This window comes from Hymenobacter mellowenesis (assembly GCF_030581005.1).
Lineage (GTDB): Bacteria > Bacteroidota > Bacteroidia > Cytophagales > Hymenobacteraceae > Hymenobacter > Hymenobacter mellowenesis.
The window spans coordinates 25386-37762 of the sequence record NZ_JAUQSX010000017.1 but is presented as its reverse complement, the minus strand read 5'-3'; the positions used below and the strand labels follow the sequence as shown (position 1 = coordinate 37762).

Genomic DNA, 12377 nt, shown 5'->3' with positions numbered 1-12377 from the left:
TTGGGTGTACCGGGCAGGCAAGGGTGAAAAAATGCGGCTACTGGACAACCACTGATATTTCCCCAAGCGGTTTACCTAAGGAATTGAGGCACCCTTTTCAAGCTTCCCCACTCCCCTAGCCTCGCGCCAGCACCAGCGCCACCCGGCTCGGCAGGTACAGGCTAAGCTGGTGCTCGTAGGTCTCGTACTCAAACGCCTCGTCGGGCCGGTCGAAACCGCCGAAACGGCCGTTGTCTGATGACAAAACCACGCGGTATTTCCCTTCCTCCGTCACCCAGAAGCGGTAGTCGGTCAGGCTCTTTTCCACATTTAAATTCACGATGAACACCAGGCCGCCGCGCTCGAAGGCCAGCACCTGGTTTTCCTCGTCGTGCTTGAGCAGCGTGGCCGGGCCAGCGGCCAGCAGATGGCGCGCTTTGGCCAGGTGAATCATCGCCTTGTCGAACTCGCCCATTTGGTAGAATTTCAGGTCGGGGTTGTCGCCCAGGCTCCACTGGCGGCGGGCAAACTGGTAGCTCCAGCCGTTGCCCTCGCGGGGGAAATCCACCCATTCGGGGTGGCCGAACTCGTTGCCGATGAAATTGAGGTAGCCCTCACCGCCGGCCGCCAGCGTGAGCAGCCGAATGATTTTGTGCAGCGCCAAGGCCCGCGCCGCGCCGGGGTCACCGTCCGTAACATGCATGTGGGCGTAGATTCCGGCATCGAAGAGCCAGTGCGACAAGGTTTTGTCGCCTACCAACGCCTGGTCGTGGCTTTCGGCGTAGGCAATGGTTTTCTCGCCGGCTCGGCGGTTGGTGAGGGTGTACCACAGCTCGCCGAGGGGCCAATGCTCGTCGGGCGTGTGCTTGAGCAGCTTAATCCAATAGTCCGGAATGCCCATGGCCAGGCGGTAATCGAAGCCCACGCCGCCTTCTTTGATGGGGCGGCACAGGCCCGGCAGGCCGCTCATGTCCTCGGCCACCAGCAAAGCGCCCTTTTTGAACTCGTGGGCCAGCGTGGTGGCCAGTTGCAGGTAAAGAATGGCGTCCTCATCGACGGCCGGGCCGAAGTAATTGTCGTAGCCCACGAAGGCCACGCCCTCGCCGTGGTGGTGGTAGAGCATGCTCGTCACACCGTCGAAGCGGAAGCCGTCGAAGTGAAACTCCTCCAACCAGTAGCGCACGTTGCTCAGCAGAAACTGCTGCACCTCGGGCCGGCCGTAGTCGAACAGCTTGCTGTCCCAGCCGGGGTGGTTGCCGCGCTCGCCTTTGTGGAAGTAGAGGTTGCCCGAGCCGTCAAAATCGGCCAGGCCCTCGGCCTCGTTTTTCACGGCATGCGAATGCACCACATCCAGCAGCACTGCGATGCCGCGCCGGTGGGCCTCATTGATGAGAAACTTCAAATCCTCGGGCGTGCCGAAGCGGGAGCTGGCGGCAAACAAATTGGCCACGTGGTAGCCAAATGAGCCGTAGTACGGGTGCTCCTGCACGGCCATCAGTTGGATAGTGTCGTAGCCGTCGGCCTCGATGCGGGGCAGGATGTTTTCAGCAAACTCGCGGTAGGTGCCCACGCGGCCTTCTTCGGTGGCCATGCCCACGTGCGCCTCGTAAATGAGCGGCTCCTTTACGGCCGTGGCGGGCTTGAACTTCTGGTCGGTCCAGGCAAAGGGCGTTTCGGGGCGCCAGATTTGGCCGGCGAAATCCTTGGTTTCTTCGTCCTGCACGGCGCGGCGCAGGGTGGCGGGCAGGCGGTCTTTGCCCTGGCCATTGGCTGCCACGTGCACCTTGAAGCGGCTGCCGTGGGCAAGGCGCTGGTCGTACTCAGCATCGGGTAAAAACACCTCCCAAACCCCAAAATCCAGCTTTTGCAGCGGGTTGGCGCCCCGGTCCCAACCGTTAAAATCGCCCACCAGCGACAAATAATCGGCCCCCGGCGCCCACTCGCGGTATACCCAGCCGCCGCGGCCGGCATCGTGGTTGAGGCCCAGCTGCTGGTGGGCGGTGGCGTAGTTCAGCAGCGAGCCGTGGTACTGCTCGATTTCCGCCAGGCGGGCCTGCAGTCGGGCCTGCCGTTGACGCAGCACGGGTTCGAACGGGGCCAGCCAGGCGTCGTTTTTAACGAGGGCCAGCGGGGCGGGCTTGCGGACTTTAACGGCGGCGGGAGCGGTGGTTTTCGACTTGGCCATGGAGCAAAAGGTTTAGGTCAAATGTAAGGCGATGAGCCGTTGAATCAGAAATAAGCATCTGATATGGCTTTCATCCGACAACGACTAGCATCCTTCGCGCTGCGCAGGATGACATATAGGAAACAAAGTCCTTCGCGGCGCGCCAGCCAATGGCCGTCGCCAATTGCCCAGCCTTCATCGTCTGCGGCATTGCCTGCTGGCATTAATGCCGTTATTTTGCTCCATGTTGAAACGTTTACTCGCTATTCCGTTGGCGCTGCTGTTGGCTTGTTCGGCCGAGCGGCCCGTCACGTCCACGTCGCGCGCGTTTGAGGGCTCGCTGGGCACGCCCATCCCCAAGGCGGCGGCGCCCAAGCTGGCGCGGTACGCCATGGTGGTGTCGGCGCATCCTGAGGCGTCGCGCATTGGCACTCAGATTCTGCAGCGCGGCGGCAATGCTTACGATGCGGCCGTGGCCGTGCAGTTTGCCTTGGCGGTGGTGCTGCCCGTGGCCGGCAACATTGGCGGCGGCGGCTTCCTGCTTTACCGCGACCGTAACGGCTCGGCCGGCTCGCTCGACTTCCGCGAAACGGCCCCCCAGGCCGCCTCCCGCGACATGTACCTCGACAAAGCCGGCAACGTGGTGCCCGGCCTGAGCACCGCCGGCCCGCTAGCCGTGGGCACGCCCGGCACCGTGGCCGGCATGGCCACGCTGCACAAGCAGCTCGGCAAGCTCTCGTGGCCCACGCTGCTGCAGCCGGCCATTATGTTGGCTACCAAAGGTTTTGCCCTCACCACCAAAGAAGCCGCCGCCCTGAACCGCACGCGCGCTGATTTTGAGAAGTACAACCCCGGCAACCCGCCTGCCTACGTGCGCCCCGGCGGCGGCGAGTGGCAGCCCGGCGACACCCTGCGCCTACCCGAGCTGGCCCGCACCCTCACCCGCATCCGCGACCAAGGCCGCGCCGGCTTCTACCGCGGCGAAACCGCCCGCCTGCTGCTGGCCGAAATGAAGCGCAGCGGCGGCCTCGTGAGCCAAGCCGACCTCGACGGTTACCGCGCCAAGTGGCGCGAGCCCCTGCGCGGCCGCTACCGCGACTACGACGTGATTACGATGCCGCCGCCCAGCTCCGGCGGCGTGGCCTTGCTGCAAATGTTGCAAATGCTGGAGCCCGTCGACCTGGCCCAGGCCGGCTACCACACGCCCCTGGCCGTGCACTACCTCACCGAGGCCGAGCGCCGCGCCTACGCCGACCGCGCCACTTACCTCGGCGACCCGGACTTCGGTTTCGTGCCCACCCAGAAGCTGCTCGACGTGGACTATAACAAGCAGCGGGCCGGCTCCATGCGCCCCAAAGGCCGGGCCTCGGCCAGTTCTGAAGTGACGGCCGGTGCCAGCCTGCCCGGCTACGAAAGCGACCAAACCACTCACTACAGCATCGTCGATGCCCTCGGCAACGCCGTGAGCTGCACCACGACGCTGAATGGCGCCTACGGCAGCAAAGTGGTGGTGCCCGGCGCCGGCTTCATCCTGAATAACGAGATGGACGACTTCTCGGCCAAGGCCGGCGTGCCCAACGCCTACGGCCTGGTGGGCGGCACCGCCAACGCCATCGCGCCCGGCAAGCGCATGCTCAGCAGCATGACGCCCACCATCCTCACCCGCAACGGCCGCGTGGCCCTCGTGACCGGCACACCCGGCGGCAGCACCATCATTACCAGCGTATTGCAAAGCATCATCGGCATTGTAGACTACGGCCTGAACGCCCAGCAGGTCGTCACGGCGCCGCGCCTGCACCACCAGTGGTTGCCCGACGTGCTCGACGTGGAGGCCGGCGCCCTGCTGCCCGCCGCCCAGGACACCCTGCGCGCCCGCGGCTACCATCCCAACCCTCACCTGCCCTGGGGCCGCCTCGACATCATCCACATCCTGCCCGACGGCACCCTGGAAGGCGGCGCCGACCCGCGCGGCGACGACACAGCCCTGGGGTATTAGGAAAGAAAACGAACAAAAAAGAACGTCATGCTGAGCGAAGTCGAAGCATCTCTACCGCGCAACTAATCAATTTTAGTATTGCGGTAGAGATGCTTCGACTTCGCTCAGCATGACGTTCTGGGTCTTAGTTAAGCCCATTCGGCTCAACCAACACGCTACTAGTGAGCAGCCGTAACCGGCACGCGGGCGATGTGGCGCAGGTTGCCGGCGGCGGAAATCAGTTTCTGGCTGATTTCGCGGGCTTTGTCGCCTTCGCCGCTGAAGTTGTGGGTGGTGAGGGCCGACTGCGCGGTGAGCTCGCCGAGGGTCTGGAAGGCTTCGGCCATGCCGGCGGCGTTGTTGCCTTCGATGTGGCGGCGCAGGGTTTGCAGCTCGGCCACGATGGGGCGCAGCACCGGCTGGTCGATGGCGCTCAGGTGATTAATCCAGTTGTCAATCTGGTTGAAGCCCGCGCCCGGGTCGTTCTGAAAACCGTTGCCAATGGCGGCAAACAGGGTTTGGATGCTGGATTCTACTTCGGAAATGAAGCTCATGGAAACGAGAATTGGGGAATGAGAGAATGAACCGGAACCGGCCGACGCGGCGCTGACGCCGCTGGCACGCCGAACTGGCCCGGCAAAAGGGCTTCGTTCGACGCCCAAAGATAACCGGGCGGGCGGCTAGTTTTCCTCGCCCGGATGCAAGGCCTGCACATCGGGATGGTTATAGTTAACCACAATGACGGAAAACGGGTGGGGCTCGCCCTCACGCTTTTCGATGCGGATGGTGCCGGCGTCGCGCAGGTGGTTGAGCAGGTCGCGGCGCTCGTAGTCAGGCAGTTCGGGCAGTTCGTCGGTGAGCAGGCGCATAAACGGGCCCAGCCATAGTTCCGGCACGCGGCGCTGCTGCTTGGCTTCGAGCTTCTGAAACTCGTTGAGAATAAAGGCCAGCGTGCGCCGCTCCACCTCGCGCGCCAACGGGCGAATGGGCGCAAAATCGGGCACTTCCTCGCTGAATCGGGCCGCTACCGGCCGGGCCACAGCGGGCACAATAGGCCTCGGGGCCCCGGCGGCCGGCACTGGCGCCACCTGCGGCCCCTTGAACGTTCCAGCCGCATCGCGGGCAGCAAGGGCAGCGGCCGAGGGCACGCCCACCGTGCCTTGCTCGCGCAGGCGGCGGCTTTCTTCCTGCAGGCGCAGGCGGTCGGCGCGGCGCTTTTCGAGCTGCTCCACACGCTCGGGGCCCAGCAGGTCGCGGGCGTCCATGAACTGAGCGGAGCCGATGTTCTGGAGCAAATCGCCGGATACCGACTCGCGGAAACCGGCCACCAGCACCTGCCGGGCCTGGCGGCGCAGGTGCTGCAGCACCGGGATGTAGTCCCGGTCGCCGGCCACGAGCACGAAGGTACCGATGTCGGGGCGGGTGTACATCACCTCCAGCGCGTCGATGCAAAGCTGCATGTCGGCGGCATTTTTATGGTCGGTGCCCAGCACGTTGCGGGTGCTCACGCCCATCAGGTAAAGGGCGCCCTGGGGGGCGGTGGCGAGGCGCTCGAAGTCGGCGTAGGCGTAGCTGATGAGGGAGTCGAGGCCTTTGCCGCTCAGCTCTTCCCGCAAGGAGCGGATGATGTCGAGGCAGATGTCGTTGAGGTCGGGCGGGTCATGAAAGTGATTCTTGAGAAAATAATAAACATTCTCAAAATCAATGAAAACGGCGGCGTACGGGGACGTGGGCGACTTTGGCGTCATATAGCAAAGGTAATATCTACCAGATTGGGAAAACGTCCCAGGCTGGGCTTTATGGTTCAGCTTACCTGAATATTCTGGCTACAACTGCTGCCTTTAGGAGGCCAGAATCAAGAGAATAGGCTTCGGCTGTAACTTGCCACCACGTGCCACCTCCCACCCGACTCGTCGTTGATGAAAGTTGTTCTACGCGCTTTTGGTTCTGTAGCCGCTCTGGTAGCGGTGTTTCTGGCTCCCGATGCCTACGCCCAGCGCGCCAACGACGGCCAGCCGGCACAGGACCCGTTTGGGCGGCGCGTGCTGCCGGCGCGGGCGGTGCCGGGCGGGCGGTACCGGTCGCATTCGTTCCGCAACGGCATGCTCGTCATCGATGCCACCGACGGCAGTACCATTCGGGTGCGGCCTTGGGACCGGCACGTGGTCAGGGTCGAGTATGCGGCTCCGGACCAGCGTAGCTACCCTGATTCGACGGCCGAACGGGCAGTAGCGGTGATGCAACGGCCCGACACCAGCGCAGTGCCGGGCGCCAACGCCGACAACCTGGACGGCAAAACGCTGGCCCGGCTGGTGCGCAACAGTCGCCAGGAGCTCGTTTTTGCGCTGCCGGGCGCACTTTCCTTCCGGGCCGTCGTGCATAAAAATCCCTTGCGCGTGAGCATTGTGGATGGCGCCGACACGCTGGTATCGGAAGTGAGGGGAGCTTTTCGCCGGATTACCGCCAGGGCTTCCGCCCCGGAAGCGCCCGGGCCGGAGCCCGGCGGTGTGGGCGTCCGCTTCCGCCTCGCGCCGGGCGAGCAGCTGTACGGCACCGGCTCGCGCGCCCTGCCCGTGGACCGGCGCGGCTACCGCCTGGAACTGTACAACCAGGCCCACTATGGCTCACAGAACAATGAGCCCAACCTGAACATCGCCCTGCCTACGGTGCTGAGCAGCCGGGGCTACATGCTGTTTTTCGACAACCACGCGCCCGGCTACCTCGACCTGGGCAAGACCGATAAAAACGTGCTGGAATATGGCGGCGAAGGGCTGACTTCGCTTTCCTATTTCGTGATAACGGGCCGGAACCAGGCCGAAATTCTGGGCCGCTACACCACCCTGACGGGCAGGCAGCCGCTGCCACCGCGCTGGGCGCTGGGCCTCATCCAAAGCCGCTTCGGCTACAAGAGCGACGGGGAGATGCAGAACGTGGCCGCCCGCATGCGCCGCGAAAACTTCCCGCTCGACGCGCTGGTGCTGGACTTGTACTGGTTTGGCGGCACCACGCGGCAGGGCGATTTGAGCTGGGACAAAACCCATTTTCCCGACCCAGCGGGCATGATGAGTAGCCTGAACAAGCAGGGCGTGAAGACGATACTAATCTCGGAACCTTACGTGATGCGGACCTCGCGCAACGACTCGACGGTGCGGACGCGCGGGCTGGTGGGCACCACGGCGGCGGGCCAGCCGTTCACTGTGGCGTCGTTTTGGGCGGGGCCGGCCAACATTCTGGACGTGTTCAGGCCCCGGACGCGCGACTGGCTGTGGGGCTATTACAAGAAGCTGCACGATGAGGGCGCGGCCGGCTGGTGGAGCGACCTCGGCGAGCCCGAAAACCACCCCGCCGCCATGCAGCACGCGCCCGGCCCGGCCCGCGCCGTGCACAACGCCTACGGCCAAAGCTGGGCGGGCATTTTGAGCGAAGGCTACGCCCGGGATTTCCCCGACGAGCGGGTGTTCAACCTGGCCCGCTCGGGCTGGGCAGGCATGCAGCGCAACGCGGTGTTTCCGTGGTCGGGCGACATCAACCGCTCCTGGAGCGGCTTCCAGGCCCAGGTGCCGGTGATGGTAGGCATGGGCCAGGGCGGCGTGGGCTACATGCACTCCGACGCGGGCGGCTTCTGCGTGGGCGGCATCGACCCAGAGCTGTACACGCGCTGGCTGCAGATGGCCAGCCTCTGCCCCATCCTGCGCCCCCACGGCGAGGGCGTGCCGCCGGAGCCTTATTACTACCCCGACCCATACAAAAGCAGCGTGCGCGACGCGGTCCACCTGCGCTACCAGCTGCTGCCGTACCTCTACACGCTGGCCTGGCAGAACACGGCGCGCGGCCTGCCGCTGGTGCGGGCCACCGATTTCAACAGTGGCTATGGGAGAACCCCGCCGCCGCCGCCGTCCAAAGCCGAATACCAGGCGGAAATAAGTACCGACGACGGCTGGGGTCCGCCGAAGGATAGAGAGCGTTTCTATCGGGATGTCGTCACCAGTTCCCCATCCGATTCTCCGCTCAAAACGCTGCCGCCGCCCAACGACCAGTACCTGCTCGGCCCCAACCTGCTGGTGGCGCCCGTGCTTCACCCCAGCCAACGGCGGCGCAACGTGTTGCTGCCCAGCGGCAACTGGATTGACTTTTACACCAACCAGACCTACGCCGGCAACCGCGTGGTGGGCGTGCCCGCGCCGCTGGCCCACACGCCGCTGCTGGTGCGGGGCGGCGCCTTCCTGCCGATGACGGCCTACCGGCCCAGCACCGCGCTCTACCGCCCCGACACCCTGCTACTGCGCTACTACCCCGACCCCAGCATGGAGGAATCGGAATTCACGATGTATGACGACGAAGGGCACTCAGCCCAGGCCCTGACCCGGCGGCAGTACGAAACGCTGACCATGCGTGGCTTCTGCACGCCGGAGCAGACCGACGTGATACTGAGCAGCAACGGCGAATACCCGGGCCAGCCGGTGTTCCGCTACGTGCGGCTGCTGGTGCAGCGCGTAGCCGCGCCGCCCACGGCTATTTATTTCGACGAAAAGCCCGTACCCGCCGAAGGGTTTTCTTACGACCCGGTGAAGCACGAGCTGGAAGTGCATTTCCTGATGAACGCCGGCGTGGACGTGAGCCTGCGCGGCCTGAAAATCCTCCCCGCCACTGCCGCTGATGCGGCCCCCGAAACGCTGACGCTGGAAGGCCCGGACAGCCGCAGCTTCGGGCCCGGCGGCACCACCTTGCGCTACTCCCGGCTGGCCAGCCGCGCGGCCGGGCCCGGCCAGCTGCGCATCCGTAACGCGCAGGGCGCCGTGGTGCGGACGCTGCCGCTGGACGCCGCGCCCGGCCCCCACGCCCTGCCCTGGGACGCCCGCGACGACGCCCTCCGACCCCTGCCGCCCGGCGTGTACGTGGCCGAGGCCGCCGGCCAGCACCAGCGCCTGATTGTGACGCGCTAATTGGTAAATTCGCTTTCGCCCATGGGCTTTCCTAAAAAGCTGCTTTGGTGCCTCTTGTTACTTAGCTACGGCCGGGTAGCGGCCCAGCCCACGGCGCCAGCGGTGGTGCGGGGCCGCGTGCTGCACGCCCGCGACTCCGTGGTGTTTCTGACCCGGCCGCGCAATCTGCTCGACCCTTCGCCTGCGCTGAAACAGGTTCGCCTCAGCCCGCAGGGCGAGTTTCAGTTCGTGCTCGACAGCCTGCCCCGGCCCGTAGCCGCGCAGTGGGGCCTGGGCCGCCCGGAAAAGGTGCGGCACTACACCGACCTGTGGCTGAGCCCCGGCGATACCCTCACGCTAACGGCCGATGCCCGGCATTTCAAAAAAAGCCTGCACTTCACCGGCCGCGGGGCCGCCGTCAACTATTACCGCGCCGCCCAGCGCCGGGCCCGCACCAACAATTTTTACAATGCCCCCGAAGGCCGCCCCGAGCCTCAAAACCCCGCCCGCATGCGCGACCTGGCCGACCGCTACCGCCAGCGCGCCGGGGCCGTGCTGCGCACCGCCGACCTTGCTCACCCACTGCCCCCGGCGCTCCGGCGCCAGGAAGCAGCGGCCATCCGCTACGACTGGGGCCACGCGCTGCTGGCCGCTACCACGGCTTATGAGTACGACAACTGGCCGCAGGGCAGCGTGGTGCGGCGCATGCCCGCCGCCTACTACGGCTTCCTGGCGGAGCTGCCGCTGCCGCAGGATTCGCTGCTGGCGCACCGGGCTTACCGGGAATTTGCGCGCAGCTACGCCACCTATCTGCTGCGTGAGCGGCGGCAGGCGCTGCCGTTTGCCGCCTTCCTGCCCCAGCAGTTTCCGTGGGCTTATGATACTGTGCGGCAGGTACTACCCGCTGGCCCCACTCGCAACTACGTGCTGGCCCAGGTGCTGGACGAGCTGCTGAGGGCCGGCAAACAGAGCGACTTTGGCGCCCGAATGGCCGACTTTCGGGCCTTGGGTGCCCAAGACGACCTATTGTCGGCGCTGAACTGGCGCGCCGCCCGGCTGGCAGAATATCGAGCCGGCCAGCCCGCGCCAGCCTTCGCGATGACCGACCTGAACGGCCGCCCCGTCCGCTGGACCGACCTGCAAGGCAAGCTGGTGTACCTGGACGTGTGGGCGAGCTGGTGCCACCCGTGCCGGGCCGAGGCGCCCGCCCTGCAGGCCTTGCAGGCCCGGTTTGCGGGGCGCGCCGGCCAAGTGGTGTTCCTGAGCTATTCCATTGATGCCAGTGCCGCCGCCTGGCGCCGGGCCGTAGCCGCCGACCACTTGGCCGACGCGTCCAATCAAGTACAGGTGCTGGGCCAGCTGGCCGACCCGGCCCTCCGCCGGCTGTGGGGGCAGCGGGGCGTGCCCCAATATTGGCTAATCGGCCCCGATGGCCTGGTTATCGATTCCAACGCCCCGCGCCCCAGCAACCCGGCCGCCATTGCCACGCTGGAAGCGGCGCTGAAGGAGTTAGCGGCAAAGAAACCGGCGCCTTAGAAGCATTGGCCGTTGGCGAAATTTTCAGTTATTTCCTCTATGCTCCACCCCTCCGCCACACAGCCTTTCAATTCTGCCCGCCTGCATTTCCGCCCTCTCACGGCCGATGACGCGCCAGGCATGTTTGCCCTCGACTCCGACCCGGCCGTGCACCGCTATCTGGGCGGCGTGGGCGGGCAGATGGTAACCAAACTGGCCCAAAGTGCGGCCACCATTGCCTTCATTCGGGCGCAATACGCGGCGGCTGGCATTGGGCGCTGGGCCGTGCTGCTACGCGAAAACGGCGAGTTTATGGGCTGGGCCGGGCTGAAGCTCGTGGCTGGGCCCGTGAACGGCCAGCACGATTTCTACGACCTCGGCTACCGGTTCCGGCCGCCGTTCTGGGGGCAGGGATACGGTTTTGAAGCAGCCCAAGCGTGGCTTGATTATGGATTTCAAACCCTGAAATTGCTCCGTATCTGCGCCTACGCGGATGCCGAAAACATGGGCTCGCGGCGTATTCTGACGAAAATCAGGCTCCGCGAGGGCAATGAGTTTACCGAGGGTAGCACCCGCTGCTTTTGGTACGAGGCGCACAACCCGATAATGGCGGGCATCTCGGGAATGGACGGCTTGGGCTACAGCGGCACGCGCTGAAACGCCAGCCGCACCCGGGGCCCGCCCACCACCATAGGCCCGGCAAATGTGCCGCTGCAAAGGGCGGGCGTTACGCTGTCCACCGTGAGGGTACCCGTGGAGGAGCCGCCGAAAAACGGCCCGCCGTTGGCATTTCCCCCGATGGGGTAGTTGGCCGACTGCACGAACTCATCGAGCTGCACCGGCCCGGTGGAAGTGGGAAAAGTGCTGCCCACGTAGTAGTAGAGCAGTTCCAGCGTGGTGCCATCGGGCAAATTGGACTTCAGCACCAGAATGCGCCGCGCCTGCCCCGAGGTCGAAGGCGGCGGGGTGCTGAGCGAGGCCTGGAAGGTGGACAGCGTGGTGGTCTTGCCTGCTCCGTCGGTATACACTACAGAAGTGGCCGGAACCGGCGGCGCTTCCGGGGCATCTTTAGAACACGCGGCCAGGGCAACGAGCAGCGTCAGAGCAGCAAAGGATTTCATACGCCCAATATACGTCATACGTCCCCGCCGCCCGGCCACCAGCTGCACCAGCAGCACCCAGCCCACGGCAGCGGCCCAGCCGGCCAGCACATCGGAGGGGTTATGCACGCCCAGGTACATGCGCGCCCAACCCACGGCCAGCGCAAACAGCGGCCCCAACACCACGGCCCATGCCCGAAAACGGCTGTGCCAGAGCAGGAAAATAAGCGCCGTGGCAATGGCTGCCGTGTCCATGGCGTGGCCGCTGGGGAAGCTGAGCGTGGTTTCGGGCCGCAGGCTGAGCCAGAGCGTGGGCCGGGGCCGCGCCACCAGCGCCTTGATAACCTGCGTGAGCAGCATGGAGCCGCCGACCGAGAGCGTCCAGACCACCGCCGAATGCCACGCCCGGCGCCGCAGCAGCGCCAGCAGTACCAGCACGCCCAGGCCCACCATGGGCCCGGTATTGCCCACAATAGTGAAGAAAACCGCCAGCGCATCGAGCGCCGGCGTGGCGTGGCGGTGCCAGAACAGTAAAATTGGGGCATCCCAACTGGGCCCACCGGTGCGCACTACGGCCCAGGCCAAGCCGCCGAATAGCGCCCACGCCAGCCCCAGCAGCGCCCGCAGTGTGGGCTTTCGGATGGTGGGCGGCGAAGGTGAAATCATACGTTGTACTGAGTGAACCGAAAAAGACTGGCGACTACTGCGTTGCTCAGCAGCCG

The 12377-nt window shown here is 65.4% G+C and carries 8 protein-coding genes; 4 read left to right on the top strand and 4 right to left on the bottom strand.

All coding sequences use genetic code 11. The annotated features are described in order from the left end of the window. Nucleotides 1-115 precede the first annotated feature (115 nt). Complete coding sequence (locus Q5H92_RS23910; RefSeq protein ID WP_305014098.1) at nt 116-2164, bottom strand: alpha amylase C-terminal domain-containing protein; 2049 nt, start codon at nt 2162-2164, stop codon at nt 116-118. A gap of 223 nt (nt 2165-2387) precedes the next feature. Here Q5H92_RS23910 and ggt point away from each other — a divergent pair, with 223 nt between their 5' ends. Then, nucleotides 2388-4139, top strand: coding sequence for a gamma-glutamyltransferase (ggt, locus tag Q5H92_RS23905; RefSeq protein ID WP_305014097.1), 1752 nt, complete (start codon nt 2388-2390; stop codon nt 4137-4139). A gap of 158 nt (nt 4140-4297) precedes the next feature. Here the strand turns inward: ggt and Q5H92_RS23900 are convergent, their stop codons facing one another. Both Q5H92_RS23900 and Q5H92_RS23895 read right to left on the bottom strand, forming a co-directional pair. Beyond that, on the bottom strand, nt 4298-4672 hold the full coding sequence (locus Q5H92_RS23900; protein ID WP_305014096.1) for a hypothetical protein: 375 nt from the start codon (nt 4670-4672) through the stop codon (nt 4298-4300). Between the two features lie 126 nt (nt 4673-4798). After that, complete coding sequence (locus Q5H92_RS23895; protein WP_305014095.1) at nt 4799-5866, bottom strand: NYN domain-containing protein; 1068 nt, start codon at nt 5864-5866, stop codon at nt 4799-4801. Nucleotides 5867-6037: 171 nt separating this feature from the next. Between Q5H92_RS23895 and Q5H92_RS23890 the strand changes: the two genes are divergently transcribed. The 3 genes from Q5H92_RS23890 to Q5H92_RS23880 are packed head-to-tail and all read left to right on the top strand — an operon-like array spanning nt 6038 to nt 11212. Beyond that, nucleotides 6038-9061, top strand: coding sequence for a TIM-barrel domain-containing protein (locus Q5H92_RS23890; protein WP_305014094.1), 3024 nt, complete (start codon nt 6038-6040; stop codon nt 9059-9061). A 21-nt stretch (nt 9062-9082) separates the two neighbouring features. Continuing rightward, nucleotides 9083-10576, top strand: coding sequence for a TlpA family protein disulfide reductase (locus tag Q5H92_RS23885; protein WP_305014093.1), 1494 nt, complete (start codon nt 9083-9085; stop codon nt 10574-10576). 39 nt (nt 10577-10615) lie between these two features. Further along, on the top strand, nt 10616-11212 hold the full coding sequence (locus Q5H92_RS23880) for a GNAT family N-acetyltransferase (RefSeq protein WP_305014092.1): 597 nt from the start codon (nt 10616-10618) through the stop codon (nt 11210-11212). Here the strand turns inward: Q5H92_RS23880 and Q5H92_RS23875 are convergent. Beyond that, on the bottom strand, nt 11194-12321 hold the full coding sequence (locus tag Q5H92_RS23875; RefSeq protein WP_305014091.1) for a phosphatase PAP2 family protein: 1128 nt from the start codon (nt 12319-12321) through the stop codon (nt 11194-11196). The two genes, Q5H92_RS23880 and Q5H92_RS23875, sit on opposite strands and share 19 nt — an antisense overlap. Nucleotides 12322-12377 lie beyond the last annotated feature (56 nt).

Coding starts and splice junctions, on each gene's coding strand:
- Q5H92_RS23895 (WP_305014095.1), bottom strand. CDS start 5,866: ATGACGCCAAAGTCGCCCACGTCCCCGTACGCCGCCGTTTTCATTGAT.
- Q5H92_RS23885 (WP_305014093.1), top strand. CDS start 9,083: ATGGGCTTTCCTAAAAAGCTGCTTTGGTGCCTCTTGTTACTTAGCTAC.
- Q5H92_RS23900 (WP_305014096.1), bottom strand. CDS start 4,672: ATGAGCTTCATTTCCGAAGTAGAATCCAGCATCCAAACCCTGTTTGCC.
- Q5H92_RS23890 (WP_305014094.1), top strand. CDS start 6,038: ATGAAAGTTGTTCTACGCGCTTTTGGTTCTGTAGCCGCTCTGGTAGCG.
- Q5H92_RS23875 (WP_305014091.1), bottom strand. CDS start 12,321: ATGATTTCACCTTCGCCGCCCACCATCCGAAAGCCCACACTGCGGGCG.
- ggt (WP_305014097.1), top strand. CDS start 2,388: ATGTTGAAACGTTTACTCGCTATTCCGTTGGCGCTGCTGTTGGCTTGT.
- Q5H92_RS23880 (WP_305014092.1), top strand. CDS start 10,616: ATGCTCCACCCCTCCGCCACACAGCCTTTCAATTCTGCCCGCCTGCAT.
- Q5H92_RS23910 (WP_305014098.1), bottom strand. CDS start 2,164: ATGGCCAAGTCGAAAACCACCGCTCCCGCCGCCGTTAAAGTCCGCAAG.